The organism is Streptomyces sp. NPDC090798 (assembly GCF_044768965.1).
Lineage (GTDB): Bacteria > Actinomycetota > Actinomycetes > Streptomycetales > Streptomycetaceae > Streptomyces.
On sequence record NZ_JBIVXA010000009.1, the window covers coordinates 312,047 to 338,963 of the forward strand.

Annotated in this window: 18 protein-coding genes; 14 read left to right on the top strand and 4 right to left on the bottom strand. The window is 69.6% G+C overall.

Annotated elements, in window-relative coordinates; all coding sequences use genetic code 11:
• Positions 1-365: 365 nt before the first annotated feature.
• The 7 genes from ACIQTP_RS21825 (at position 366) to ACIQTP_RS21855 (ending at position 11,428) form a co-directional block, all read left to right on the top strand.
• Positions 366-2,063 (top strand): extracellular solute-binding protein, encoded by a 1,698-nt coding sequence (locus ACIQTP_RS21825; protein WP_403401916.1) that lies wholly within the window; start codon positions 366-368, stop codon positions 2,061-2,063.
• 27 nt (positions 2,064-2,090) lie between these two features.
• A complete protein-coding gene (locus tag ACIQTP_RS21830; RefSeq protein ID WP_403401918.1) occupies positions 2,091-3,125 on the top strand; it encodes an ABC transporter permease in 1,035 nt (344 codons plus the stop codon).
• On the top strand, positions 3,122-4,057 hold the full coding sequence (locus tag ACIQTP_RS21835; RefSeq protein WP_403401920.1) for a carbohydrate ABC transporter permease: 936 nt from the start codon (positions 3,122-3,124) through the stop codon (positions 4,055-4,057). Before ACIQTP_RS21830 ends, ACIQTP_RS21835 begins: the two co-directional genes overlap by 4 nt.
• 156 nt (positions 4,058-4,213) lie before the next feature.
• Positions 4,214-6,418, top strand: coding sequence for a 1,4-beta-glucanase (locus ACIQTP_RS21840; RefSeq protein ID WP_403401922.1), 2,205 nt, complete (start codon positions 4,214-4,216; stop codon positions 6,416-6,418).
• Positions 6,418-8,433 (top strand): beta-galactosidase, encoded by a 2,016-nt coding sequence (locus tag ACIQTP_RS21845; RefSeq protein WP_403401924.1) that lies wholly within the window; start codon positions 6,418-6,420, stop codon positions 8,431-8,433. Before ACIQTP_RS21840 ends, ACIQTP_RS21845 begins: the two co-directional genes overlap by 1 nt.
• Positions 8,430-10,679 (top strand): glycosyl hydrolase family 95 catalytic domain-containing protein, encoded by a 2,250-nt coding sequence (locus ACIQTP_RS21850; protein ID WP_403401926.1) that lies wholly within the window; start codon positions 8,430-8,432, stop codon positions 10,677-10,679. Before ACIQTP_RS21845 ends, ACIQTP_RS21850 begins: the two co-directional genes overlap by 4 nt.
• A gap of 35 nt (positions 10,680-10,714) precedes the next feature.
• Positions 10,715-11,428, top strand: coding sequence for a GH12 family glycosyl hydrolase domain-containing protein (locus tag ACIQTP_RS21855; RefSeq protein WP_168511683.1), 714 nt, complete (start codon positions 10,715-10,717; stop codon positions 11,426-11,428).
• Between the two features lie 34 nt (positions 11,429-11,462).
• Here ACIQTP_RS21855 and ACIQTP_RS21860 read toward each other — a convergent pair whose 3' ends face one another.
• From ACIQTP_RS21860 to ACIQTP_RS21870, 3 genes are all read right to left on the bottom strand, one after another.
• Positions 11,463-11,954 carry a hypothetical protein gene (locus tag ACIQTP_RS21860; RefSeq protein ID WP_403401928.1) on the bottom strand — a complete coding sequence of 164 codons (492 nt, stop codon included), beginning with the start codon at positions 11,952-11,954 and terminating at the stop codon, positions 11,463-11,465.
• Between the two features lie 115 nt (positions 11,955-12,069).
• Positions 12,070-14,121 (bottom strand): TIM-barrel domain-containing protein, encoded by a 2,052-nt coding sequence (locus tag ACIQTP_RS21865; RefSeq protein WP_403401929.1) that lies wholly within the window; start codon positions 14,119-14,121, stop codon positions 12,070-12,072.
• A gap of 157 nt (positions 14,122-14,278) precedes the next feature.
• Positions 14,279-15,292, bottom strand: a complete 1,014-nt coding sequence (locus ACIQTP_RS21870) for a LacI family DNA-binding transcriptional regulator (protein ID WP_403401931.1) — start codon at positions 15,290-15,292, stop codon at positions 14,279-14,281.
• 376 nt (positions 15,293-15,668) lie between these two features.
• On the opposite strand from ACIQTP_RS21870, the gene ACIQTP_RS21875 reads away from it, so the two are divergent.
• From ACIQTP_RS21875 to secA, 4 genes are all read left to right on the top strand, one after another.
• A complete protein-coding gene (locus tag ACIQTP_RS21875; RefSeq protein ID WP_403401933.1) occupies positions 15,669-16,475 on the top strand; it encodes an endo-1,4-beta-glucanase in 807 nt (268 codons plus the stop codon).
• A gap of 144 nt (positions 16,476-16,619) precedes the next feature.
• Positions 16,620-18,551: an acyl-CoA dehydrogenase family protein gene (locus ACIQTP_RS21880; protein ID WP_403401935.1), complete on the top strand. Its 1,932-nt coding sequence runs from the start codon at positions 16,620-16,622 to the stop codon at positions 18,549-18,551.
• A 103-nt stretch (positions 18,552-18,654) separates the two neighbouring features.
• A complete protein-coding gene (locus tag ACIQTP_RS21885) occupies positions 18,655-19,140 on the top strand; it encodes a hypothetical protein (RefSeq protein WP_403401936.1) in 486 nt (161 codons plus the stop codon).
• A gap of 16 nt (positions 19,141-19,156) precedes the next feature.
• Complete coding sequence (secA, locus tag ACIQTP_RS21890) at positions 19,157-21,928, top strand: preprotein translocase subunit SecA (protein ID WP_403401938.1); 2,772 nt, start codon at positions 19,157-19,159, stop codon at positions 21,926-21,928.
• A gap of 27 nt (positions 21,929-21,955) precedes the next feature.
• Here the strand turns inward: secA and ACIQTP_RS21895 are convergent, their stop codons facing one another.
• A complete protein-coding gene (locus ACIQTP_RS21895; RefSeq protein ID WP_402049782.1) occupies positions 21,956-22,408 on the bottom strand; it encodes a lamin tail domain-containing protein in 453 nt (150 codons plus the stop codon).
• A gap of 209 nt (positions 22,409-22,617) precedes the next feature.
• Here ACIQTP_RS21895 and dxr point away from each other — a divergent pair, with 209 nt between their 5' ends.
• The 3 genes from dxr (at position 22,618) to ispG (ending at position 26,534) form a co-directional block, all read left to right on the top strand.
• A complete protein-coding gene (dxr, locus tag ACIQTP_RS21900) occupies positions 22,618-23,901 on the top strand; it encodes a 1-deoxy-D-xylulose-5-phosphate reductoisomerase (RefSeq protein ID WP_403401940.1) in 1,284 nt (427 codons plus the stop codon).
• The gene (locus ACIQTP_RS21905) at positions 23,898-25,202 is read left to right on the top strand and encodes a M50 family metallopeptidase (RefSeq protein WP_402049788.1); all 1,305 of its coding nucleotides are present in this window, start codon (positions 23,898-23,900) and stop codon (positions 25,200-25,202) included. Before dxr ends, ACIQTP_RS21905 begins: the two co-directional genes overlap by 4 nt.
• Positions 25,203-25,376: 174 nt before the next feature.
• Positions 25,377-26,534: a flavodoxin-dependent (E)-4-hydroxy-3-methylbut-2-enyl-diphosphate synthase gene (ispG, locus tag ACIQTP_RS21910; protein WP_067371241.1), complete on the top strand. Its 1,158-nt coding sequence runs from the start codon at positions 25,377-25,379 to the stop codon at positions 26,532-26,534.
• Positions 26,535-26,917 lie beyond the last annotated feature (383 nt).

The window sequence follows — 26,917 nt, forward strand, 5'->3', positions numbered from 1 at the left end:
CCTTTGCGGTGGAGCGACGGGGCACTTTCGAAGCGCTTCGATGCTGGTTCGCCCGAGGGGTGGGTGTCAAGACACCTCAACGCAACAACTCCGTTTACTCATTGGCATTTCAAGCGCCCACCGAGTCCGCTCCAGTCCTTCACACGTCCGAGGAATCTTGGAATCGGCTCTTGTGCGCCCCCAGGTGTTCACTTAACCTCGCAGCAACATCGAAGCGCTTCGACTAGTGGACTGCTCCCTCGAGGCACGCAGTCCTCCACGCAGTCCCCCGAGGACCGCTTCGGCTCAGCCAGTTCCACTCAAGACACCGCAGCCGACGGCTCCACCGCCGGGTGTCCTGCTGTGCGCCATGAAGGGTTGACGCAATGACGCCGAACTCCGCCACCTCCGCCCCCTCCGCTCCCAGCCGGAGAAGCTTCCTCGCCTCCACGGCGGTCGCCGCCGCGGCGGTCGCGGGAGGAATGCCGCTGCTCGCCGCCTGCGGCGGCTCGGACAGCGGCTCGGGCGGGGGCACGTCGGCGGGCAAGGGCGCCAAGAAGCTGCTGCCGGCCTACGTCGCGACCAACGTGGTGACCCCTGACATCGCCGCCAAGAACGGCTCCGCGGTCGGCTTCACCAGCAAGCTCGACATCGCCTCCCTGAAGACCTCGGTGCCGAAGAAGCTCGGCAAGGGCGGCAAGGTCAGCATCATGTCGCCGTTCTGGGGTTCCCCGCCGAAGGGCGACAACGCCTACTACAAGGCGATGAACGACCTGATCGGTGTCGACGTCCAGTGGCAGAACCAGGACGGCAACACCTACGACCAGAAGCTCGGCGCGGTCCTGGCCTCCAGCGACATCCCGGACGTCGTGGTCATCCCCGGCTGGAACATGGGCGGCAAGATACCCAGCGCCATCATCGGCAAGTTCGCGGACCTCGGCCCGTACCTCTCCGGGGACGCGATCAAGCAGTACCCGAACCTCGCGGCGATCCCGACGGACGCCTGGCAGCGCTCCCTCTTCGGCGGCAAGCTGCGCGGCCTGCCGCAGCCGGCCCCGTACGTCACCGGCATCGTGCCCCTGTACCGCAAGGACATCTTCGACAAGGAGGGGTACGAAGTCCCCACCTCGGCCGACGAGTTCACGGCGTTGTGCAAGGAGATCACCAACGCCAGGGCCAAGCGGTGGGCCTGCCTCGACATGAAGTGGACCGCCTTCCAGTCCTTCGGTGTGCTCTCGGGCAGTGAGAAGCCGCTCGGCTGGAACCTCGTCGACGGCAAGATGGTCTACCGCATCGAGACCCAGGAGTATCTCGAAGCGCTGGAGTGGACCCGCAAGCTCTTCGCCGCCGGATACGTCCACCCGGACGCCAAGCTGGGCAAGAGCGCGGCCACCGACCCGGGTCCCAAGTTCGCGGCGGGCGAGTTCCTCATCTACGCCCAGAACATCTCGCAGTGGTGGAGCCGCACCGCCGAACAGGCCACCCAGAACCCGGACTACAAGATCTGGGGCATGGACATCTTCGGCCACGACGGCGGTTCCCCGACCCTCTGGGCCGAGCAGCCGGCCGGCATCTTCGCCTTCGTCAGCAAGAAGGCCTCCGAGTCCGTCATCCGTGACGTGCTGGCCGTCGCCAACGTCACCGCCGCGCCGTACGGCACCAAGGAGTACATGCTCACCAACTACGGCGTCGAGGGCACCCACTACACCGTCAAGAACGGCGTTCCCACCAAGACCGACCAGGGCAACAACGAGGTCATCAACGCCTACGTCATGGTCGCGAGCCCCACCGCGACCATCGCCCACCCCGACTTCCCCGAGGTCGCCAAGGCGCAGGTCGAGTGGCAGCAGCGGATGGGCGCCTTCACCAAGAAGTCCTCCTTCTACGGCATGCAGATCACCGAGCCCAGTCGGTACACCAACCTCTCCAACGACTTCGAGCAGCTGGAGGACGACGTCGTCCGCGGCCGCAAGAAGATCAGCGACATGCAGCAGGCCGTCTCCGACTGGAAGAGCAAGGGCGGCGACAAACTCCGCGACTGGTACAAGAAGCTGCTCGACGAGAACGGCCCGGCGGCGAGCTGACCGGGCACCGAGGCAAGGAGAACGGCCGTGTCCCACAGCACGGTGCCTCGGAGCGGGACCGAGGCCGACACGACAGGGAAGACCCCGGTGGCGTCCGGCGGCGCCACCGGCTCCCGGGAGAAACGCCCCTCCGGGAAGGTGAGCCTGCGGCTCAGGTTCAGACGCGACCGCGTCCTGCTCCTGATGACGCTGCCGGCGGTCCTGCTGGTCCTGCTCTTCAACTATGTGCCGATCCTCGGCAACGTCGTCGCCTTCCAGGACTACGACCCGTACATCAGTGACAACGGCATCGTCTCCATGCTGCACAGTCCCTGGGTGGGCATCGAGAACTTCCAACGGGTCTTCGCGGACTCGGCGTTCTGGGATGCCGTGCAGAACACCCTCGTGCTGTTCTTCCTCCAGCTCGCCTTGTACTTCCCGATCCCGATCGCGCTCGCGCTGCTCATCAACAGCGTGGTCAGGCCCAGGGTCCGGGCGCTCTCGCAGGCGATCCTCTACCTGCCGCACTTCTTCTCCTGGGTGCTGGTCATCGCCGTCTTCCAGCAGCTCTTCGGCGGCGCCGGAATCCTCTCGCAGCTGCTGCGACAGCACGGGTACGACGGTCTCGACATCATGACCGACCCCAACACCTTCAAGTTCCTGATCACCGCGCAGAGTGTGTGGAAGGACGCCGGCTGGGGGATCATCGTCTTCCTCGCCGCGCTGTCCTCCGTCAGCCCGGACCTGTACGAGGCCGCCGCGATGGACGGCGCGGGTCGCTGGCGCCGCATGTGGCACGTCACGCTGCCCGCGCTGCGCCCGGTGATCGCCCTGCTGTTGGTGCTGCGCGTCGGTGACGCCCTCACCGTCGGCTTCGAACAGATCCTGCTCCAACGCGACGCCGTCGGACCAGGAGCGGCGGAGGTCCTCGACACCTTCGTCTGGTGGAACGGCGTCCGCAATCAGGACTTCGGCTACGCGGCGGCCGCCGGACTGATCAAGGGCGTGGTCAGCCTCGGCCTGGTCCTCGCCGCGAACAAGGTGGCCCATCTCATGGGCGAGCAGGGGGTGTACAAGAAGTGACCGCCGTCATCGACAAACCCGTGCGCGGCCCCGGGCGCCTGGCCGCGCCGCCCCGGCCGGTGTGGGAGGAAGAGCCCAGCAAGGCCGGCCTCGCGGGCAAGGGACTCGTGCTGACCCTCGCCTGCCTGGGGATCTTCTTCCCGCTGTGGATCGTCATCGTCACCAGCCTCTCCTCACGGAGGACCATCGACGAGGCCGGCGGTCTGGTGATGGTGCCCAAGGGCATCACCTTCGTCGCCTACAAGGAACTCCTCAGCGGCGGTCAGGTCACCCGCGCCTCGGTCATCAGCATCCTGGTCACCCTCGTCGGCACGCTGTTCTCCATGACCGTGTCCGTCCTGTGCGCCTACGGCCTCTCCCGCATCGGCTCGCTCGGCCACCGCTGGATCCTGCTGGCGCTGCTGGCGACCATGTTCTTCAGCGCCGGTCTCATCCCGACCTATCTGCTGGTGCAGTCACTGGGCCTGACCGACAGCTATCTCGCGCTGATCCTCCCGAGCGCGATCAGTGTCTTCAACATCCTCGTGCTGCGCGGCTTCTTCATGGGCATCTCGCAGGAACTCATCGACAGCGCCCGCATCGACGGCGCAGGTGACCTCCGCATTCTGGTGCGGATCGTCATGCCGCTCTCCCGCGCGGTCCTCGCGGTGATCACCCTCTTCTACGCCGTCGGGTACTGGAGCGCCTGGTTCAACGCCTCGCTCTACCTCAACGACCAGGACATGATGCCGCTGCAGAACGTCATGATCCAGCTCGTGCAGAAGCAGGAGGCCCCCGTGGGCCTCGGCCAGGCCATCAAGACCGGCCAACTGTCGGGCCTGGCCGTACAGATGGCGGTCATGGTGATGGCGTTGCTGCCGGTGGCCGTGTTGTCGCCGTTCGTGCAGCGGCATTTCAAGAAGGGCATGTTGACGGGCGCGGTGAAGGGCTGACCCGCGCCTGTTGAAGAGGGCTTTCCGGTGGTCCGGCGACCGCGGGCCGTCCGTGGCCGGCCGTGCCCACGCGGCGGAGCCGCATGTCGATGCAGTCCCGCGCCCCTCAGGCAACTCCCCTGACCCTGACCGTCTCTCCGTAGAACGAGGTATGTCATGCATGCGTCCCGACTGAGCCGCCGGGCCGTTCTCGCCGGGACCGCGGCCGCCGCCGCTCTCACCACCGTGGCGCCCCTCCAGGCCCGCGCGCACGCCGCCGAGGTCACCGCCGCCACCCCCTCCTACCGCTGGCGCAACGCCGTCATCGGCGGTACCGGATTCATCACCGGTGTGCTGTTCCATCCGGCCGTACGAGGACTCGCCTACGCCCGGACCGACATCGGCGGCGCCTACCGCTGGGACGAGCGCGCCGCCCGCTGGACCCCGCTCACCGACCACCTCGGCTGGGACGACTGGAACCTGCTCGGTGTGGAGTCGCTCGCCGTCGACCCCGCGCATCCGGACCGGCTCTACCTCGCCCTCGGCACCTACGCCCAGTCGTGGGCGGGCAACGGCGCGGTCCTGCGCTCCGAGGACCGCGGCGTCACCTGGACCCGCACCGATCTCACCGTGAAGCTGGGCGGCAACGAGGACGGACGCGGGGCGGGGGAACGGCTGCTCGTCGACCCGCGTGACAGTGGCACTCTCTGGCTCGGCTCCCGGCACGACGGACTGCTCAAGTCGTCCGACCGGGGCGCCACTTGGGCGGTCGTGAGCGGCTTCCCGGCCACCGCGAGCGCCTCCGGGCAGGGTGTCACCTTCCTCGTCGCCGTCGGCCGTGCCGTCTACGCCGGGTGGGGTGACGGCGACGGGACCGCGACCGCCGTCAACCTCTACCGCACCACGGACGGCACCACCTGGGAACCCGTCCCCGGGCAGCCCACCGGTACTTCCGCCAAGGTCCCGATCCGCGCCGCCCACGACCGGCACACCCGCGAGTTGTACGTGACGTACGCCGACGCCCCCGGGCCCAACGGCCAGGCGGCCGGCAGCGTGCACAAGCTCGCCGCCGCCACCGACCGGTGGACGGACGTCACCCCCGTCCAGCCCGGCGGCGGCGACACCTTCGGCTACGGCGGTGTCGCCGTCGACGCCCGCCGCGCGGGCACCGTCGTCGTCTCCACCAACAACCGGTGGTCCGACGGCGACACCGTGTTCCGGTCCACCGACGGTGGCCGTACCTGGGCGTCCCTCAAGGACGTGGCGGTCTTCGACGTGTCCGAGACTCCTTTCCTCGATTGGGGTGAGGACCAGCCGAAGTTCGGCTGGTGGATCCAGGCGCTCGCACTCGACCCGTACGACTCGAAGCACCTCGTGTACGGGACCGGCGCGACCCTCTACGGCACCCGCGACCTCAGACGCTGGGCGCCACGGATCCGTGGTCTGGAGGAGACGGCCGTGCGCCGGCTGATCTCGCCCCCGGCCGGGGAGGCGCATCTGATCAGCGGACTCGGGGACATCGGGGTGATGTACCACGAGCGGCTCACGGCGTCTCCGTCACGCGGCATGGCGACGAACCCCGTGTTCGGGTCGGCGACGGGACTCGCGCAGGCCGCGGCCAAGCCGTCGTACGTCGTCCGGGCGGGCTGGGGCGACCACGGCAACGGCGCGTACTCCCACGACGGCGGGCGGACCTGGGCGCCCTTCACGGCCCAGCCCGATATCGCCAAGAACGCACCGGGGCCGATCGCCACCAGCGCCGACGGCGGCACGCTGCTGTGGTCCTTCGTGCACTGGGACGGCACGAAGTACGCGGCGCACCGCTCGGCGGACAACGGCGCGACCTGGTCAGAGGTCCCCTCCTTCCCGAAGGGCGCCACGCCCGTCGCCGACCCGGCCGACCCGACGCTCTTCTACGCGTACGACACCGACACAGGAACGCTGTACGCCAGCACTGACAGTGGCCGGTCCTTCATCGCCCGTGCCGGTGGACTGCCCTCCGGGGACGACCAGTTCCAGCTGGCCGCCGCGCCCGGGCGCAGCGGTGACCTGTGGCTGAGCGTGAAGTGGAACGGGCTCTACCGGTCCACCGACGGTGGAGTCACCTTCGCCAAGGTCGCCAGTTGCTGGGCCTCGTACACCCTCGGCTTCGGCAAGGCGGCCGACGGCGCCGACTACCCGGCCGTCTATCAGGTCGGCTCCACGGAGACGATCACCGCCGTCTACCGCTCCGACGACGCGGCCGGGACCTGGGTGCGGATCAACGACGACGCCCACCAGTGGGGCTGGATCGGCGAGGTCATCACCGGAGACCCGCGCGTGTACGGCCGTGTGTACCTCGGTACGAACGGGCGCGGCATCCAGTACGGGGAGCCGGTCTGATGCCGGCACACAAGAACCCGACGCCGACCCGCCAGGGACCCAGCCTCGGCGACGCCACCCGCGGCCGCATCCTCTTCGGCGGTGACTACAACCCCGAGCAGTGGCCGCAGGAGCTCTGGCAGGAGGACGTACGGCTCATGAAGGAGGCCGGCGTCAACTCCGTCACCGTCGGCGTCTTCTCCTGGGCCAAGCTCGAACCGACGCCAGGCGCACGGGAGTTCGGCTGGCTCGACCGGCTCATGGACCTGCTGCACGAGAACGGCATCGGGGTCGTCCTCGCCACCCCCACCTCCTCGCCCCCGCCCTGGATGGGCCGGCTCCACCCGGAGACCCTGCCCCGCGACGCGGACGGCCGTGTCGAGTGGTGGGGCGGCCGCCAGCACTTCGCCCACTCCAGCGCCGTCTACCGGCGCTACGCCGCCGCCATCACCGAGGACCTCGCCGCCCGCTACGGCGCCCATCCCGCCCTCACGATGTGGCACATCAACAACGAGTACTGCACCTACGACTGGGGCGACGAGGCGGCCGCCGCCTTCCGCTGCTGGCTCCAGGACAAGTACGGCACGCTCGACGCCCTCAACACCGGCTGGGGCACCGCCTTCTGGAGCCAGGGCTACGACGACTGGGAGGGCGTCCTCCCGCCGCGCCACGCCCACTACATGAACAACCCCACCCAGGTACTCGACTTCAAACGCTTCACCTCCGACGCCCTCCTGGAGTGCTTCCTCGCCGAACGCGACATCGTCGCCCGGCACACCCCGCACATCCCCGTGACCACCAACTTCATGCCGTTCTGGCAGGGCCAGGACGCCTGGGCGTGGGCCGAGCGGGAAGACGTGGTCTCCGTCGACATCTATCCGGACCCGCGCGACCCGCTCGGCGCCCAGTACGGCGCCCTCATCCACGACATGACGCGCTCGCAGGCCCGCGGCGGCCCCTGGATGGTCATGGAGCAGGCGGCGGGGCCCGTGAACTGGCGTGGCGTGAACCACCCGAAGCCCCGCGGGCTCAACCGGCTCTGGTCCCTCCAGGCCGTCGCGCGCGGCGCGGACGCCGTCTGCTATTTCCAGTGGCGGCAGTCCCGGCAGGGGGCCGAGAAGTTCCACTCCGGGATGGTCAGCCACGCGGGGGAGCGGGGCCGCACCTTCCAGGAGGTCAAACGGATCGGGGCGGAACTCGCCCTGCTGAGCGCCAAGGTGACGGGCACCCGGGTCACCGGCGCCGACGTCGCCGTACTGCTGGACTGGAACGCCTGGTGGGCGAGTCAGCAGGACGGGCGGCTGTCCTGCGAGGCCGACCACCACGGCGTCGTGCGCGCCTGGCACCGCGCCCTGTGGGAGGCGAACACCACCGCCTCCTTCGCCCACCCCGAGCACGACCTGTCCGCGTACAAGCTGGTCGTCGTCCCGCAGCTGTACCTGCTGACGGACAGGGCGATCGACAACCTCGTCGGGTACGTACGCGGCGGTGGCACCCTCGTCTCCGGCTTCCTGACCGGCGTCGCCGACCAGGACGACCGGGTGCGGCCCGGCGGCATGGACGAGCGGCTGCGCGAACTCTTCGGCATCCGCACCCTGCACGAGTGGTGGCCGCTGGACGCCGACGAGAAGGTCGAGGCCGAGGGCTTTCGCGGCACGCTGTGGTCCGAGGAGATCGAGGCCGCGGACGACACCTACGCGGTCGTCCCGTACAAGGGCGGTGAACTGGACGGTCTTCCGGCCGTACTGCGCAAGGGCCGCGCCTGGTACCTGTCCACCCTCCCCGAACCCGAGGCGCTGTGGCCGCTGCTCGCCGGGATCGCCGAGGACGCGGGCGTACGGCCGCCGCTCGACCACCTCCCGGCCGACGTGGAGGCGGTACGCCGGGGCGAACTGCTCTTCCTGCTCCACCACGGGCGGGACACGGTGACCGTGCCGGTGCCGGGACACCACCGCGACCTGCTGACCGGCGAGGACGTCGTCGATGCCGTGGAGCTGGGGCGGTACGGGGTCGTCGTACTGGAGGCGGCGCCATGAGCGAGCCCGCGGGCGGCCCCTCGGACGCTCCCGTCCACGGCTCCACCGACGCTCCCGTCCACGGCACCTGGGAGCCCGCCCCCGCCGCCCGCTGGGAGGACGCCTTCCTGAGCGGGAACGGCCGACACGGCGTCATGGTGTTCGGTGATCCGAACGACGACCAGGTCATCGTCAACCACCACAGCCTGGTCCGCCCGAACGGCAGTGAGGACGCCCGGCCGCCCGAGCTGGCCGAACGGCTGAGGAGCGTCCAGGACCGGTTGCTGGCCGGCGACGTCACCGCCGGGGAGGACTTCACCGACGGGCGACCGCTGCTGTGGGTGCAGCCCTTCCACCCGGCCTTCCAGGTGCGGCTGCGCCGGGCGCCAAGGGAGTCGCGCGCGTACCGGCGCGAGGTCGACTTCACCACCGGTGTCGTCCGCGCCGAGTGCGGGGGCCGACGCAGCGAGGTCTTCGTGTCGCGCGCGGACGACGTCATCGTCCAGTACGTGACCGAGGCCGGCCTCACCGTCGACGTGACGCTCGACCACCGATTGCCGGGTGTGCCCGCCGACTTGGCGGTGGGGCACGGTTGCGTCCGCACGCCCGAAGGCGCCCTCCTCACCCTGCGGGCCCGCTATCCGGGCAGCGAGCGGGCATACACCGGGGTGACGCTCGCCGTGGTCACCGGGGGCCGGACGCGCACCGCGCCGCCCGGGATGCGGGCCGAGGGCGCACGTTCGGTGCTGCTGCTCACGCGGGTACGGCGGCACACGGGGGAGTGGGACGCGCTCGCCGAGGCCCGTGAGCTGCGCGCCCTGCTGCCCGACGGCGACGAGGACGCGTACGCCCGTCTCCTCGCCCGGCACACCGCCCTGCACCGCCCCGCCTACCTCCGGGCGGGACTGGAGCTGGGCGCCGATCCGACCGAACGGGCGCTGGCCGGCTCGGAGTTGGTCCGTCGTCCGAAGAGCTCCGCCCTGCTCGAACGGCTCTTCGCGGCCGGTCGTCACCACCTGCTGTCCGCCGCCGGAATGCTGCCGCCACGGCTGACCGGGCTGTGGACCGGCGACTGGGACACCGCCTGGTCGGGGGCCTTCACCACCGACGCCAACGTCAATCTCCAGACGGCGTCGGCCGCCGCGGCGGCGCTCCCGGAGGTGTCCGAGGCCCACGCCGCCCTGGTCCACGGCCAGTTGCCGCACTGGCGCGACAACGCCCGGGCGATCTTCGGCACCCGGGGTGTCGTCGCCCCCGCGCACACCGACGGCGAGTCCGGGCACATCTACCACCTCAGCCGCGAGTACCCGCTGCACGTGTGGACCGCGGGCGCCGACTGGCTGCTGAAACCCCTCCTGGACCACGACGAGACGCGCGGCGCACGCGACCCGCGCCTGGCCGCTGCGCTCGCCGAAGTGGCGTACTTCTACGAGGACTTCCTCACCCGGACCGACGAGAACGGCCACGTCGTGATCGTGCCGTCGTACTCACCGGAGAACCGGCCCGCGGGCGCGGGCTGGATCACCCTCAACGCCGCCATGGACCTCTCCGCGGCGCGACACGCCCTGCGCACGGCCGCCGACCACCACCCCGGACCCGACGCCGAGCGCTGGCGCGCGCTCGCCGACCGGCTGCCGCCGCACCGCGTCAACGCCGACGGGGCGCTCGCCGAGTGGGCCCGGCCCGGTCTCGACGACACCTACGACCACCGGCACCTCAGCCACCTCTACGGCGTCTGGCCGCTCGACGAGATCAACCCGTACGACACCCCCGAGCTCGCCGCGGCGGCCCACCGCGCCCTCGTACTGCGCGGCGCCGAGAACGACTCCGCGCACGGCCACCTCCACCACGCCCTGGTGGCGGCCCGGCTGCGGGACGCCCAGCGGGTGGCGGGGGCCCTCGACAACGTCCTGACCGGGGACTTCTTCCATGTCTCCCTGATGAGCGGCCACTACCCGAACCGGCACGTCTACAACGCGGACGCCGCCCACACGCTCCCCGCCGTGCTCATCGAGATGCTCGTCCAGTCCACGCCCGGACGGCTGGTCCTCTTCCCCGCGCTCCCCGCGGCGTACCCGAGCGGCCGGCTCCACGGCATCCGCACCCGGTTCGGCGCCGAGATCGACCTGACCTGGAGCCCCCAGGAGCGCACGGCCGTCATCCGCCCCACCCGCACCACTCGGATCGATCTCAGGACTTCCGCCGGCGCGCGACCGCTCTCCCTGAGCGCCGGCGAAGACTGCGTCCTCACCCTGGGGCCGCAGTAGCACCCGCAGTTCCCCCCACCCATGGAAGGGACACCATGGCAACACGGACACTCGGCAGGGCCGCCAAGGCCCTGCTGGCCCCCGCGCTCGCGCTCGGCGCCACCGTCGGCCTCGCCTCCGCCCCCGCCCAGGCGGCCGTCTGGAGCTCCTGCGAGCAGTACGGGAACACCAGCCTCAACGGGTACACGCTCTACAACAACATCTGGGGCTCCGGCGCGGGCAGCCAGTGCATCTGGGCCAACTCCGGTACAAACTGGGGAGTTTGGGCCAACCACCCCAACACCGGCGGCATCAAGTCGTACCCGAACGCCAAGAAGGTGATCAACAAGTCGATCACCTCGCTCGGCTCGCTCAGCAGCGGCTACAACGTCACGGTCCCGTCGTCCGGCGCGTACAACACGTCGTACGACATCTGGGACACCGGCTACAAGTACGAGGTCATGCTCTGGGTGAACAAGACCGGAGCCGTCGGTCCGCTCGGCACCTCGCAGGGCACCCTCACCCTCGGCGGCCACACCTGGACCGTCTACAAGGGCAACAACGGATCCAACGACGTCTTCTCCTTCGTGCGCACCTCGAACTCCAGCTCCGGCACCGTCGACGTCCTGCCGATCCTCAAGTGGATCAAGGACACCAAGGGATGGTTCGGCAACGTGACCATCGGCGACCTCCAGTTCGGCTTCGAGATCACGTCCTCGTCCGGCGGTCTGGACTTCGCGACCAACAGCCTGTCGGTCAGCAGTAGTTGACCGACGCCCCAGGGGTGCCGACGCCCCAGGGGTATCAGTGGCTCGGTTCCCGCGTCGCGCGGGGGCCGGGTCGTCGCGATACGAGTCGCGCGGCACCGGCGCACCCGGCGCCGGCCAGCGCGAACCCCAGCACGCTGGGGTTCAGGTAGTCGGGAACGGCGTCGGTGACACGGCTGTCACCGTCCTCCGTCGCACAGACGAACCGGATGGGCAGGTAGCGCACCGTGTAGTCGACGGTGCCGGAGTCCTGCGCCCGCTCCTCCCAGTCCGGCGCACGACAGGGCCGCAGCAGTGCCGAGTCGGCGCCGTTCTCCCCCACGTCCATGACCGCGCCGACCAGATGGACCAGGCCCCACACGTACAGGACGGCCGTGGCGGCTCCCATGAGGGCGGCGAGGACGCGCAGCCACACCATGCGGTCGGCCCGCCGCAGGCCGATCCGGCCGAGGGTGCCGAAGCAGTACCCGACGAAGGCGAAGGCCGCGACCAGTCCCCCCGGGACGAGTAGCAGGAGCAGGTACACCATCCGGTGACTCCAGCAGCCCAAGGCCGCCTTGGCTGTGATGGAACCCACAGTTCCGGCAACAGTGTCGTCACGGGCGGTGGGGGAGGCCCGCCCGGCCCCCCGCACCCGCGCGTGGCTACTCCGTCACCGGCAGCCGAGCGCCGTCCCGCAGGAACAGCGGGATGCGGTCCAGCGGGGCGTCGACGGTGACGGCCGTGCCGCCCTCGTACGTCTCACCGGTCCACGCGTCGGTCCACCGGGCGCCCGCCGGAAGGTACGCCGTACGCACCGTCGCGCCCGCCGTGAGCACCGGCGCGACCAGGAGGTCGGAGCCGAAGAGGTAGGAGTCGTCGACCGACCAGGCCGTGTGGTCCTCGGGGAACTCCAGGAACAGCGGGCGCATCACCGGCAGCCCCTCCTCGTGGGCCTCCCGCATGACGTCCAGCACATAGGGCTTCAGACGCTCGCGCAGCCGCAGGTACTTCTCCAGGATCGCGCCGGCCTCCTCGCCGTACGACCAGACCTCGTTCGGGCCGCCGGTCATGTCGGGGCCCAGCGCCATACCGGGGTCGCGGAAGCCGTGCAGGCGCATCAGCGGGGAGAGCGCGCCGAACTGGAACCAGCGGACCATCACCTCGCGGTACGCCGGGTCGTCGGGGTCGCCGCCGTGGAAGCCGCCGATGTCGGTGTTCCACCAGGGGATGCCGGAGAGCGCGGTGTTGAGGCCCGCGGCGATCTGGCGGCGCAGGGTCGCGAAGTCGGTGCCGATGTCGCCGGACCACAGGGCGGCGCCGTAGCGCTGACTGCCCGCCCACGCCGAGCGGTTGAGGGTGACGATCTCGGTCTCGCCCGCCGCGAGCATGCCCTCGTGGAAGGTGCGGGCGTTCTCGCGGGGGTAGAGGTTGCCGACCTCCAGACCCGGGCCCGCGTGGTAGCGCAGGTTCTCCTGGAAGCCCGGCTTCAGCTCCGGCTCGCAGGCGTCCAGCCAGAAGGCCGAGATGCCGTACGGATCGAGGTAGTTGTCCTTCACGCGCGACCACAGGAAGTCACGGGCCTCGGGGTTCGTCGCGTCGTAGAACGCCACCTGGACGGTGGAGGCGACCTCCTTGTCGGGCCAGTCCGCGTGGGCCATCGGGCCGTACTCGGTGCCGATGAAGTAGCCGCGCTGCTCCATGAGCGGGTGGTTCTCGGAGAGCGGGGAGACCGACGGCCACACGGACACGACCAGCTTGACGCCGAGTTCGGCGAGCTCGCGCTGCATCGCCGCCGGGTCCGGCCACTCCGCCGGGTCGAACTTCCAGTCGCCCAGGTGGGTCCAGTGGAAGAAGTCGCAGACGATGGCGGACAGGGGCAGGCCCCGGCGCTTGTACTCCCGTGCCACGTCGAGGAGTTCGTCCTGCGTGCGGTAGCGCAGCTTGCACTGCCAGAAGCCGGCCGCCCACTCGGGCAGCATCGGCGTACGGCCGGTGGCGGCGCTGTAGCGGCGCTGGGCGTCGGCCGGGGTGCCCGCGGTGATCCAGTAGTCGAGCTGGCGGGCCGAGTCGGCGACCCAGCGGGTGCCGTTGCCCGCGAGTTCGACCCGGCCGATCGCGGGGGAGTTCCACAGGAAGGTGTAGCCGCGGCTGGAGGTGAGCACCGGGACGGTGACCTCGGCGTTGCGCTGGATCAGGTCCAGGACCGCGCCCTTCTGGTCGAACAGCCCGTGCTGGTGCTGGCCGAGGCCGTACAGCTTCTCGCCCTCGTACGCGGCGAAGCGCTGCTCCAGGCGGTGGTGGCCGTTTCCCGTCGGGGTGTACAGGCGCGGGCCGGGCCACCAGAAGTGGGCGCGCTCCTCGGCGAGGAGTTCCGTGCCGTCGGCCGTGCGGAGGAAGCGGACCTGGCCCTCGGCGCCGACCTCGACGGTCAGCGCGCCGACCGTCAGCCGGCCCTCGCCGTCCTGGATCTTGACGGTGCTCTCGGTCGCCTGCGGCTCGTCGAGGAGCGCGCCGGGGAGGCCTTCGAGGACCGGGCCGCCCAGGCGCGCGCGGACCCGGACCGCGTCCGGGCCCCAGGGCTCGATACGGACGGTCTCCTGACGGCCGCTCCACTCCAGCGCGCCGTCCCGCTCACGGAACGTGCCGACGGTCGGGGAGGACTGCGCGAGGCTGACCGCGCCTGACTGGGTCTGGTTTTCGGCAGGCTGATTCACGGGGGCGCTCCTGAAGGAATGCAGACATGAGGAATGCAGGCATGCAGACATGGGGGTGCCCGGCGAGGAAGGCACGACGCTGGGGCTGGGGCTGGGGCAGTGCGGTGCGGGGTGGGGCAGTGCGGGGTGGGGCGGAGTCGGGTGGGGCGGGGCCGGGTCAGGCGGCGGTCGGCGCCGGGCCCGTGCTCGCCCGTACCGTCAACTCGGGTGCGATGAGGACGACTTCGTCCTTGCCGTGCCCTTCCAGCTTGACGATCAGATGCTCCACGGCGAGCCGGCCCATCTCCTGCGCCGGGATGGCGACCGAGGTCAGCCGCACCGAGGCTTGTGTCGCGACCTGGTCCGGGCAGATCGCGATCACGGACACGTCCTCGGGGACGGCCCGGCCCTGCTGGCGCAGCAGCGCGAGCAGCGGCTCGACCGCGGACTCGTTCTGCACGACGAAGCCCGTGGTGGCGGGGCGCTCGTCGAGGATGCGGGCGAGGGTCAGGGCCATCGCGTCGTACCCGCCCTCGCAGGGGCGGTGCAGCACGCGCAGGCCCAACTCCCTCGAGCGGGACCGGAGTCCGTCGAGGGTGCGCTCGGCGAAGCCGGTGTGCCGCTCGTAGACCGCGGGGGCCTCGCCGATGACAGCGATGTCACGGTGGCCCAGCAGTGCGAGGTGCTCGGCGCACAGCGCGCCCGTCGCGCCGAAGTCGAGATCGACGCAGGTCAGGCCGGAGGTGTCGGCGGGCAGGCCGATCAGTACGGAGGGCTGGTCCGTCTGGCGCAGCAGCGGGAGCCGTTCGTCGTCGAGCTCCACGTCCATCAGGATCATCGCGTCGGCGAGCCCGCTGCCGGTGACGCGGCGCACGGCGTCGGGACCCTCCTCGCCGGTGAGCAGCAGAACGTCGTAGCCGTGCGTGCGGGCGTGGGTCGCCACCGCGATGGCGATCTCCATCATCACGGGTACGTACATGTCGGTACGGAGCGGGACCATCAGCGCGATGATGTTGGACCGGCTGCTCGCCAGGGCCCGGGCGCCCGCGTTGGGGTGGTAGCCGAGCTCCTGGATGCTCCGCTCGACCCGCTGCCGGGTGTTCGCGGAGATGGACCGCTTGCCGCTGAGGACATAGCTCACCGTGCTCGCCGAGACTCCGGCGTGCTGGGCGACCTCGGCGAGGGTGACCATCCAGCTCTCCAAGCATTGTGTGAAGCGCTTCGACAGTGCGCATTGCGGACAACGGCGTGTGAGGGTGGCTCGACAGTAGCTCGACGGGTGGTGGGTGTCCATAGGTTGTCGAAGCGCTTCGACAGGATTCTTGCGGTGCGGGTCGGGAGTCGTTGTCGTGCGGCGCGACGGCGCGTTCGCCGTGCCGTGCTTGGGCGTGTTTCCAGTGTCGTGCGCCGGTACGTTTCCCGCGCCGGACTTCGCCATGTCTGCCGGACGTGTCCCCCGGTCGCGCGACGCCGGCGGCCCCCGCGCCCCCTCCTCGATGCGGCGGCAACCTTTCGAGCCGCGGTGGTCACTGAGAAGGCGTAAGCAGACCCTTCCGGAAGGACCCCCGATGCAACACCGCCGACCGCGCCTGTCCAAGAAGGCGAAGACGATGCTCGCGGGAACGGTGGCGCTCGCGGCCGCCGCGGGCGTCACCGTCGCCCAGGCAGGCGAGGCCAGCAAGAAGTGCGGCGCCTTCGACACCGTCACGATGGGCAAGTACTACGTCAACAACAACCTCTGGGGGCAGGACGACGGCACGGGCACCCAGTGCGTCTGGGACACCTCGCGCTCCGGCGACACCATCGGCTGGGGCACGAACTACACCTGGACCAGCGAGGCCGGCAAGGAGAACAGCGTCAAGTCGTACGCCAGTACCGTGCTCGGCTGGCACTGGGGCTGGAAGACCGACAAGGCGGCCACCGAACTGCCCGTCCGGGTCGGCGACCGCAAGCCGGTCAAGACCAGCTGGGAGTTTTCGGTCAGTTCCAACCCCGGGACCATGAACGTCGCGTACGACCTGTGGCTGCACGCCAAGAACAACGCGGACTGGCAGGACCAGCCCACCGACGAAATCATGGTCTGGCTCAACCGGCAGGGCGGTGCGGGCCCCCTCGGCACCAAGTACGGCAGTGTGAGCCTCGACGGCGCCATGTGGGACATCTACCAGGGCGACATCGGCTGGAAGGTGTACTCCTTCGTCCGCCGCACCAACACCACCAAGGCCTCCCTCGACCTCGACGACTTCACCCAGGCCCTGGTCCGCCGCAAGCTGCTCGGCAACGACAAGTACCTCTCCGGCGTCGAGTCGGGCAGCGAGGTCTTCCGCGGTTCGGGACGGCTGGACACCAAGGCGTACTCGGTCGACATCGGCTGACATCAGCCCAAACCCATGGGGTACACGTTCACTCGAACGCGCGCGAGGACTGGTGGGCTCACCCGTATTCGGGTAAATACGATCGAGTAGCACCGATCGGTAACGAAGGTCCCCAAGATCCCTATGCGCGGCGAGGTGAGCCTCATGTCCGCAACACCCCACCAGCCCACCGTCACTGAACGTGAGGCACGACAGGTCGCGGAGGCGGCCCGCGAACAGGACTGGCGCAAGCCCAGCTTTGCCAAGGAACTGTTCCTCGGCCGCTTCCGCCTCGACCTGATCCACCCGCACCCCATGCCCGCCGAGGACGACGTACAGCGCGGCGAGGAGTTCCTCGCCAAGCTGCGCGACTTCTGCGAGACGAAGATCGACTCGGCCCGTATCGAGCGCGAGGCGCAGATCCCGGACGAGGTCATCGACGGCCTCAAGGACATCGGCGCCCTCGGCATGAAGATCGACACCAAGTACGGAGGCCTCGGCCTCACCCAGGTGTACTACAACAAGGCGCTCGCCCTCGTCGGCTCCGCGAACCCGGCGATCGGCGCGCTGCTGTCCGCGCACCAGTCGATCGGCGTGCCGCAGCCGCTGAAGCTTTTCGGCACCCAGGAGCAGAAGGACGTCTTCCTGCCGCGCTGCGCCCGCACCGACATCTCGGCCTTCCTCCTCACCGAGCCGGACGTGGGCTCCGACCCGGCGCGGCTCGCCACGGCCGCCGTGCCGGACGGCGACGAGTACGTCCTCGACGGAGTGAAGCTCTGGACGACCAACGGCGTGGTCGCGGACCTCCTGGTCGTCATGGCGCGCGTCCCGAAGTCCGAGGGGCACAAGGGCGGCATCACGGCGTTCGTGGTGGAGGCCGGCTCCGAGGGCGTCACCGTCGAGAACCGCAACGCCTTCATGGGCCTGCGTGGCCTGGAGAACGGCGTCACCCGCTTCCACCAGGTCCGGGTCCCGGCGGCGAACCGGATCGGCCCGGAGGGAGCGGGCCTGAAGATCGCCCTCACCACCCTCAACACCGGCCGCCTCTCGCTCCCCGCCATGTGCGTCGGCGCGGGCAAATGGTGTCTGAAGATCGCCCGCGAGTGGTCGGCGGCCCGCGAGCAATGGGGCAAGCCGGTCGCCTTCCACGAGGCCGTCGGCTCCAAGATCTCCTTCATCGCGGCCACCACCTTCGCCCTCGAAGCCGTCGTCGACCTGTCCTCCCAGATGGCCGACGAGGACCGCAACGACATCCGTATCGAGGCCGCCCTCGCCAAGCTGTACGGCTCCGAGATGGGCTGGCTGATGGCCGACGAGCTGGTCCAGATCCGCGGCGGCCGCGGCTTCGAGACCGCCGAGTCGCTGGCGGCGCGCGGCGAGCGGGCGGTGCCCGCCGAGCAGATCCTGCGCGACCTGCGCATCAACCGCATCTTCGAGGGCTCCACGGAGATCATGCACCTGCTGATCGCCCGCGAGGCCGTCGACGCCCACCTGTCGGTCGCCGGTGACCTCATCGACCCCGACAAGTCCCTCTCGGACAAGGCGAAGGCAGGCGCGAACGCGGGTGTCTTCTACGCCAAGTGGCTGCCGAAACTGGTCGCGGGGCCGGGGCAACTCCCCCGCTCGTACGGCGAGTTCAACCGGCACGTGGATCTCTCCCCGCATCTGCGCTACGTCGAGCGCAATGCCCGCAAGCTCGCCCGCTCCACCTTCTACGCCATGTCCCGCTGGCAGGGCCGCATGGAGACCAAGCAGGGCTTCCTGGGCCGGATCGTCGACATCGGCGCCGAGCTCTTCGCGATGAGCGCGGCCTGCGTCCGCGCCGAACACCTGCGCCTCACCGGGCAGCACGGCCGCGAGGCCTACCAGCTCGCCGACGCCTTCTGCCGCCAGTCCCGCATCCGCGTCGACGAACTCTTCGGCCGGCTGTGGAGCAACACCGACGAGCTCGACCGCAAGGTCGTCAAGGGCGTACTGGCGGGCACGTACGAATGGCTGGAGGAGGGCGTGATCGACCCGTCCGGGGAAGGCCCCTGGATCGCCGACGCGACACCCGGCCCCAGCCGGAAGGAAAACGTCCACCGCCCCATTCGCTGACCTTTTCCCCAGGAATTCACTGCCGCCCCGGTTCGCCATTCCGACGCTTGCCGCACCGAATATGTGCGTCAACAATGAGGAGAATGGCGAACGGGGACGGCAGATGCGCCAAGGAATCGGGGAAGAACACGGTCACGGCCTTTCCGCGCAACTGACGCGCGCCCGCGCCGAGGCCAGGCTTCAGCTCGACGAACCTGATCTCGTACGGGCCCTGCGGACCGTCCGCAAAGAAGTGCGGCCGCTGGCGCAGAAGCTTCGCGAAGCCGCGCCCGAGACCTTCGAGGGCCATCGCGACGCCCTCGCGGTTCTCCTCAACGACTGCGCGCTCGCCCTGGTCGACTTGGAGCCGCGCCCGCCGGTGCCCTCCTTCGACGCCGTACGGATCCGGCGCATCGACCTCCGTGACGTCGACGGTCTGCTGGACGCCGGTCGGCCGGGGGAGCGGCCCGTCATCCAGCAACTCCTCAAGAGCGCGCTCGACGTGGTCGACGATCCCGTCCTGCGCGAGGTGATCACAGCGAATCAGCAGGGCGTCCACATTCTGCAACGAGCCAATCACTGGATTCGGATGCTCGTGGACGCCGTTTAGTTCTGGGGGAATTCCTATGCCGGGCAAAGGTCTGGACATCATCACCGGCAGGATCATGCGGGCCGGCGAGGGCCGTGTGCTGCGCAGGCTCCAGCGCGTCGTCGATCAGGTCAACTCCTTGGAGGAGGAGTTCAGGGCCTTGTCGGACGAGGAACTCCAGGCCCTCACCCCGGAGTTCAAACAGCGCCACGCCGACGGCGAGAGCCTGGACGACCTACTGCCGGAGGCCTTCGCCGCGATGCGCGAGGCGGCCAGGCGCACCCTGGGCATGCGCCACTTCGACGTCCAGGTGATGGGCGGCGCGGCGCTGCATCTCGGCGACATCGCGGAGATGCAGACGGGGGAGGGCAAGACCCTCGTCGCCACCCTCCCCGTCTATCTGAACGCCCTGTCCGGCAAGGGAGTCCACCTCGTCACGGTCAACGACTACCTCGCCGAGCGCGACGCCGAGTGGATGGGCCGCGCCTACCGCTTCCTGGGCCTGACCGTCGGTGTCATCAAGTCCGAGTCGACGCCCGCCGTGCGCCGCGCCCAGTACGCCTGCGACATCACCTACGGCACCAACACCGAGTTCGGCTTCGACTACCTGCGCGACAACATGGCCTGGTCGAGGGACGAACTCGTGCAGCGCGGCCACCACTTCGCGATCGTCGACGAGGCCGACTCCATCCTCATCGACGAGGCCCGCACCCCGCTGATCATCTCCGGTCCCGCCGACCAGCCCACCCAGTGGTACGAGGCGTTCGCGGGGCTCGTACGACGGATGAAGGGCGTCCGCGTCCAGGAGGAACTCTTCACCCGGCCGTCCGAGAAGGAGGAACTGGCGGCGCTGCGGGCCACGTACGACTACGAGTACGACCCCAAGAAACGCACCGTCGCGATCCTGGACCGGGGCGTCGAGTACCTCCAGGACCAGCTCGGCATCGAGAGCCTGTACGAGTCCGACCACACCTCCCTCATCGGGCACCTCAACAACGCCCTGAAGGCCAAGGAGCACTTCAAGAGGGACAAGGACTACGTGGTCGTGGACGGCGAGGTGCTGATCGTCGACGAGCACACCGGCCGCATCCTCGCGGGCCGCCGCTACAACGAGGGGCTGCACCAGGCGATCGAGGCGAAGGAAGGGGTGACGATCAAGGACGAGAACCAGACCCTCGCCACGATCACCCTGCAGAACTTCTTCCGCCTCTACGAGAAGCTCGCCGGCATGACCGGCACGGCGATGACGGAAGCGGCGGAGTTCCACCAGATCTACCAGCTCCAGGTCGTGCCGATCCCGACCAACCGGCCCCCGAAGCGCGCCGACGACCCCGACCAGATCTACCGCACCGTGGACGCCAAGTACGCCGCGATCGTGGAGGACATCGCCGAGCGGCACGCCCAGGGGCAGCCGATCCTCGTCGGCACCACGTCGGTGGAGAAGTCCGAACTGCTCTCCGCGCTGCTCAGGAAGCGCGGTATCCGGCACGAGGTGCTCAACGCCAAGAACCACCAGCGCGAGGCCCAGATCGTGGCCCAGGCGGGCCGCAAGGGCGCCGTCACCGTCGCCACCAACATGGCGGGCCGCGGCACCGACATCATGCTCGGTGGCAATCCCGAGTCCGTCATAGCCGCCGAGCTGGAGAAGCGCGAACTCACCGAGGAGGAGCACCCCGACGCCTGCCGCGAGGTGCGCGAGCGCGTCACCGCCGCGGTCGGGGCGGCGTACGAGGAGGTCAAGGAGCTCGGCGGGCTCTATGTGCTGGGCACCGAGCGCCATGAGTCCCGCCGTATCGACAACCAGCTGCGCGGCCGCTCGGGGCGCCAGGGCGACAACGGCGCCTCCCGCTTCTACCTCTCCCTGGAGGACGACCTGATGCGCCTGTTCCGCGCCCAGGTCGTGGACCGCGTGATGTCCATGGCGAACGTCCCCGACGACATCCCCATCGAGAACAAGATGGTCACCCGCGCCATCGCCTCCGCCCAGGCCCAGGTCGAGCAGCAGCACTTCGAGTCCCGCAAGGACGTCCTGAAGTTCGACGAGGTGCTCAACCGGCAGCGCACCCTCATCTACGCCGAGCGCCGCCGCGTCCTGGCCGGGGAGGACCTGCGCGAACAGCTCCTGCACTTCATGGACGACACCGTGCGGGCGTACATCGAACAGGAGACCAGCGAGGGCTTTCCCGAGGAATGGGACCTGGAGCGGCTGTGGGGCGCCTTCAAGCAGCTCTATCCGGTGCGGGTCACGATCGAGGACCTGGAGGAGGCGGCGGGCGACCGCGCGAATCTCACCGCCGACGACCTGACCGAGGCCGTCACCCAGGACATCCACGACCGCTACGAGGACCGCGAGGCCGAACTCGGAGCCGAGGCCCTGCGGGACCTCGAACGCCTGGTCGTCCTCAACGTCCTCGATCGCAAATGGCGCGAGCACCTCTACGAGATGGACTACCTCCGTGACGGCATCGGCCTGCGCTGGACGCTCGGCCGGGAACCCATCGTCGAGTACGAGCGCGAGGGCTTCGACATGTACGGCGCGATGACCGACGCCATCAAGGAGGAGTCCGTCGGCTACGTCTTCAACCTGGACGCCTCCGGCGGTGCGCCCGGGACCCTCGAACGCCGCGACCGGGTCGAGGACCTGCACTTCACGGCCCCCACCATGGACACGGCGGAGGGCGTGGTCGAGGGCGGCTTCGCCCCGGCGGACGCCGACGCGCCCGCGACTGCCCCCGCGCCGGCCGCCGCGCCGTCACGCGGTGGCGCGCGCCCCGGCAGGTCCAAGGCGCGGCGCCGCCGCAAGCGGTGAGGCCGCGGGGGCCCGCAGTGGATGGGGCTAGCAGTACTTGTCGCTGGGGTCCCGCGTCGTCCACGAGCACGCGTCGACCTTGCCGCCGTTCGCCTTGGTGAGCGTGGCGGTGTCGCTGGTGTTGTTCCAGACGTACGCGCGGCGGTTTTGGTACTTGTCCCCCGCGGTGTCCCTACCGCTGCCCGTGTGCACCTTCATGGTCTTGTGCGCCCCGATCTTCACGTTCGGGAAGGTGTACCTGTGGTTCGAGACGTCCTTCAGGATCCAGCCCTTGAGCGAGATCGACGCCGAACTGGTGTTCTTGATCTGCACCCACTCGGCGTTGAGGCTCGCGTTGGAGCGGTTGTCCGAACCGGGGCTGTCGAACCAGACGTGATAGATGGTCACACCGCCGGCCGCCTGCGCCGGAGTGCTGAGAAGAAACGTGCCTGTCAGTGCCACGGCGCCCGCGAGCGCGGGCAGGGCAGCGCGTATCCGCATGAGAACCCCCCAGGGTGTCGCACCCCGGCCGGTCGTCCACCGGCCAGTGAGAGTGACGACGTGCATGAAGAGTTATCACATGATCTTCACGCGGGTTTCACAAAGGGTGATTTCCCTTCCTCCGGTACGTCGGGGTGCTAATGGGGTCAGAAGAGGGAGAAGAGGGGAGCCCTGTCCTGCGCGGGTCGCGCAGCGGCCACAATGGGGGGATGAGCGACAGTCCAGCCCCCCTCGCTGATCCGCATCTCGTCTTCGACCCCGTGGACGGAGTCCGGGATGTCGTGATCCTCGGCTCCACCGGCTCGATCGGCACCCAGGCCATCGACCTCGTGCTGCGCAACCCCGACCGGTTCCGGGTGAGCGCGCTCTCCGCCGCCGGCGGCAGGGTCGCACTGCTCGCGGAGCAGGCCCACCGGCTGCGCGTGCGCACGGTCGCGGTCGCGCGCGAGGACGTCGTGCCGGCGCTGCGGGAGGCGCTCACCGCCGAGTACGCACCCGGTGAGACCCTTCCCGAGATCCTGGCCGGGGCGGACGCCGCCACCCAGCTCGCCGCCTCCGACTGCCACACCGTCCTCAACGGCATCACCGGCTCCATCGGCCTCGCCCCCACCCTCGCCGCCCTGGAAGCGGGCCGCACCCTCGCGCTCGCCAACAAGGAATCGCTCATCGTCGGCGGCCCGCTGGTGAAGGCGCTGGCCAAGCCCGGCCAGATCATCCCGGTCGACTCGGAGCACGCGGCGCTCTTCCAGGCACTGGCGGCCGGTACGCGTGCCGATGTGCGCAAGCTGGTCGTGACCGCCTCCGGCGGACCCTTCCGGGGGCGTACGAAGGCGGAGCTGGCGAACGTCACTCCCGCCGAGGCCCTCGCGCACCCCACCTGGGCCATGGGCCCGGTGATCACCATCAACTCCGCGACCTTGGTCAACAAGGGACTGGAAGTCATCGAGGCGCACCTCCTCTACGACATTCCCTTCGATCGCATTGAGGTGGTCGTGCACCCGCAGTCGTATGTCCACTCGATGGTTGAGTACACAGACGGATCGACACTGGCCCAGGCGACGCCCCCCGACATGCGGGGACCGATCGCCATCGGCCTCGGCTGGCCCGAACGCGTCCCGGACGCGGCGCTGGCCTTCGACTGGACCAAGGCGTCGAGCTGGGAGTTCTTCCCGCTCGACAACGACGCGTTCCCCTCCGTCGGGCTCGCCCGGCACGTGGGGCAGCTCGCGGGCACGGCCCCGGCGGTGTTCAATGCCGCCAACGAGGAGTGCGTGGACGCGTTCCTGAACGGCGCCCTGCCGTTCAACGGGATCATGGAGACCGTCACCCGGGTCGTCGAGGAACACGGCACGCCCGGAACGGGAACTTCCCTGACCGTGGCGGACGTCCTCGAAGCGGAGACCTGGGCGCGCGCCCGGGCCCGTGAACTGACCGCACAGACGGCACGGACAGCACCAATGGCACAGACGACAACCGCGGAGGCTCGTGCATGACGACCCTGATGATGATCCTCGGCATAGTCGTCTTCGCGGTCGGCCTGCTCATCTCGATCGCCTGGCACGAGCTGGGACATCTGTCGACGGCCAAGCTCTTCGGCATCCGTGTGCCGCAGTACATGGTCGGCTTCGGGCCGACCATCTGGTCACGGAAGAAGGGTGACACCGAGTACGGGGTGAAGGCGGTCCCGCTCGGCGGCTACATCCGCATGATCGGGATGTTCCCGCCCGGCCCGGACGGCCGTATCGAGGCACGCTCCACCTCCCCCTTCCGGGGCATGATCGAGGACGCCAGGTCGGCCGCCTTCGAGGAGCTCCAGCCCGGCGACGAGACCCGCCTCTTCTACACGCGCAAGCCGTGGAAGCGCGTGATCGTGATGTTCGCGGGCCCGTTCATGAACCTCGTCCTGGCCGTCGCGATCTTCCTCGGCGTGATGATGACGTTCGGGGTGCAGACCCAGACCACGACGGTCGGCAAGGTCTCGGACTGTGTCATCCAGCAGAGCGAGAACCGGTCGAAGTGCGCGGCGAGCGACCAGGCCGCGCCCGCCAAGGCCGCCGGGCTCAAGGGCGGCGACAAGATCGTCGCGTTCAACGGCAAGGCGATCGACGACTGGTCGGCCCTCCAGTCCGACATCCGCTCCAACCCCGGCAAGGACGTCACGCTCACCGTCGAGCGGGGGGGCCAGAAGGTCGACCTGACCGCTCACCTGATCAAGAACCAGGTCAGCAAGACCGACGGCAACGGCGGCTATGTCGAGGGCAAGTACGTGTACGCCGGCTTCCTCGGCTTCACGCCCGCCTCCGGCATCGTCCAGCAGTCCTTCGGCCAGTCCGTGAACCGCATGGGCGACATGATGCAGAACGGCGTCGAGTCGCTGGTCTCGCTGCCCGGCAAGATCCCCGACCTGTGGAACGCGGCCTTCGGTGACGGCCCGCGCAAGGCGGACTCCCCGATGGGCGTGGTCGGCGCGGCCCGTATCGGCGGTGATGTCTTCACTCTCGACATCCCGGCGTCGCAGCAGGTCGCGATGATGCTGCTGCTGGTCGCGGGCTTCAACCTCTCCCTGTTCCTGTTCAACATGCTCCCGCTGCTCCCGCTCGACGGCGGGCACATCGCGGGCGCGCTGTGGGAGTCGCTGCGGCGGAACGCGGCGAAGGTGCTGAGGCGGCCGGACCCGGGCCCGTTCGACGTGGCGAAGCTGATGCCGGTGGCCTACGTGGTGGCCGGAATCTTCGTCTGCTTCACGATCCTCGTCCTGATCGCGGACGTTGTTAACCCGGTGAAAATCTCCTAGGCGGTCTCTTCGCAAGACACCGTTCGTGGCGGCCGGACACCCTGGGTGCCCGGCCGCCATCCGTTGGGTGGGTTTAGGGGCGTGATGTGCTCGGGCGTGCGCCGGTGCCGTAATCTCGGAGCCTGGAGCCCACGATTCCGGGACCTTGATCCACAACTTGGGGTTGCACAGCAGATGACTGCGATTTCTCTCGGCATGCCGTCCGTTCCGACCAAGCTCGCCGAGCGTCGGAAGAGCCGGCAGATCCAGGTCGGAACCGTGGCCGTGGGTGGAGACGCACCCGTCTCGGTGCAGTCGATGACGACCACGCGTACGTCGGACATCGGCGCCACGCTGCAGCAGATCGCCGAGCTGACGGCCTCGGGCTGCCAGATCGTACGGGTGGCCTGCCCGACCCAGGACGACGCCGACGCGCTCGCCACGATCGCCCGCAAGTCCCAGATCCCGGTCATCGCGGACATCCACTTCCAGCCGAAGTACGTCTTCGCGGCGATCAACGCGGGCTGTGCGGCCGTCCGTGTGAACCCCGGCAACATCAAGCAGTTCGACGACCAGGTCAAGGAGATCGCGCGGGCCGCGAAGGACACCGGCACCCCGATCCGGATCGGCGTCAACGCGGGGTCGCTCGACAGGCGGCTCCTCCAGAAGTACGGCAAGGCGACCCCCGAGGCGCTCGTCGAGTCCGCCCTCTGGGAGGCGTCCCTCTTCGAGGAGCACGACTTCCGGGACATCAAGATCTCGGTCAAGCACAACGACCCGGTCGTCATGGTCAACGCGTATCGCCAGCTGGCGGCGGCGTGCGACTACCCCCTGCACCTCGGTGTGACGGAGGCGGGTCCCGCCTTCCAGGGCACGATCAAGTCGGCGGTGGCGTTCGGGGCGCTGCTCTCCGAGGGCATCGGCGACACGATCCGGGTGTCCCTGTCGGCGCCGCCCGCCGAGGAGGTCAAGGTCGGTCTTCAGATCCTGGAGTCGCTGAACCTCAAGCAGCGCGGTCTTGAGATCGTCTCCTGCCCGTCCTGCGGGCGTGCCCAGGTCGATGTGTACAAGCTGGCGGAAGAGGTCACCGCCGGTCTGACGGGCATGGAGGTCCCCCTCCGCGTCGCCGTCATGGGCTGCGTGGTGAACGGTCCGGGCGAGGCCCGCGAGGCCGACCTCGGCGTCGCTTCCGGCAACGGCAAGGGGCAGATCTTCGTCAAGGGCGAGGTCATCAAGACGGTCCCCGAGTCGAAGATCGTCGAGACGCTCATCGAGGAAGCGATGAAGCTTGCCGAGCAGATGGAGGCCGACGGTATCGCCTCCGGCGAGCCCTCGGTGTCGGTGGCGGGCTGACCCACCGGCGGACCCGCAACCACCCTGTCCCGCCCCCGCCGCCCCTACCCGTCCCATCCCCAGGGGCTCCGCCCCTTCGACCCCGAACCCCCACATCGGCCTGAACGGCCTCGTCCTCAAACGCCGGACGGGCTGAAGACGCGGGCCCGGGTGGGCGGAGCGAACGGGGGCGGGTGGAGATTCGGCCTCCGGCCCTCCAGGGGCGCGGGGAACTGCGCGCCCGGCCCTCACGCGCCCGCGGACTATCAACTTCGGGCGGGCGGGGTATTCGGGGCGTAGCCCCGCCCCAGGGGCGCGGGGAACTGCGCGCCCGGCCCTCACGCGCCCGCGGACTATCAACTTCGGGCGGGCGGGGTATTCGGGGCGTAGCCCCGCCCCAGGGG

Excerpts from the sequence above, each read along its gene's own strand:
- ispG (WP_067371241.1), top strand. The coding sequence starts at position 25,377 with ATGACTGCGATTTCTCTCGGCATGCCGTCCGTTCCGACCAAGCTCGCC.
- ACIQTP_RS21905 (WP_402049788.1), top strand. The coding sequence starts at position 23,898 with ATGACGACCCTGATGATGATCCTCGGCATAGTCGTCTTCGCGGTCGGC.
- ACIQTP_RS21895 (WP_402049782.1), bottom strand. The coding sequence starts at position 22,408 with ATGCGGATACGCGCTGCCCTGCCCGCGCTCGCGGGCGCCGTGGCACTG.
- ACIQTP_RS21880 (WP_403401935.1), top strand. The coding sequence starts at position 16,620 with ATGTCCGCAACACCCCACCAGCCCACCGTCACTGAACGTGAGGCACGA.
- ACIQTP_RS21885 (WP_403401936.1), top strand. The coding sequence starts at position 18,655 with ATGCGCCAAGGAATCGGGGAAGAACACGGTCACGGCCTTTCCGCGCAA.
- ACIQTP_RS21875 (WP_403401933.1), top strand. The coding sequence starts at position 15,669 with ATGCAACACCGCCGACCGCGCCTGTCCAAGAAGGCGAAGACGATGCTC.
- ACIQTP_RS21840 (WP_403401922.1), top strand. The coding sequence starts at position 4,214 with ATGCATGCGTCCCGACTGAGCCGCCGGGCCGTTCTCGCCGGGACCGCG.
- secA (WP_403401938.1), top strand. The coding sequence starts at position 19,157 with ATGCCGGGCAAAGGTCTGGACATCATCACCGGCAGGATCATGCGGGCC.
- ACIQTP_RS21850 (WP_403401926.1), top strand. The coding sequence starts at position 8,430 with ATGAGCGAGCCCGCGGGCGGCCCCTCGGACGCTCCCGTCCACGGCTCC.
- ACIQTP_RS21855 (WP_168511683.1), top strand. The coding sequence starts at position 10,715 with ATGGCAACACGGACACTCGGCAGGGCCGCCAAGGCCCTGCTGGCCCCC.
- ACIQTP_RS21825 (WP_403401916.1), top strand. The coding sequence starts at position 366 with ATGACGCCGAACTCCGCCACCTCCGCCCCCTCCGCTCCCAGCCGGAGA.
- ACIQTP_RS21845 (WP_403401924.1), top strand. The coding sequence starts at position 6,418 with ATGCCGGCACACAAGAACCCGACGCCGACCCGCCAGGGACCCAGCCTC.
- ACIQTP_RS21870 (WP_403401931.1), bottom strand. The coding sequence starts at position 15,292 with ATGGTCACCCTCGCCGAGGTCGCCCAGCACGCCGGAGTCTCGGCGAGC.
- dxr (WP_403401940.1), top strand. The coding sequence starts at position 22,618 with ATGAGCGACAGTCCAGCCCCCCTCGCTGATCCGCATCTCGTCTTCGAC.
- ACIQTP_RS21860 (WP_403401928.1), bottom strand. The coding sequence starts at position 11,954 with ATGGTGTACCTGCTCCTGCTACTCGTCCCGGGGGGACTGGTCGCGGCC.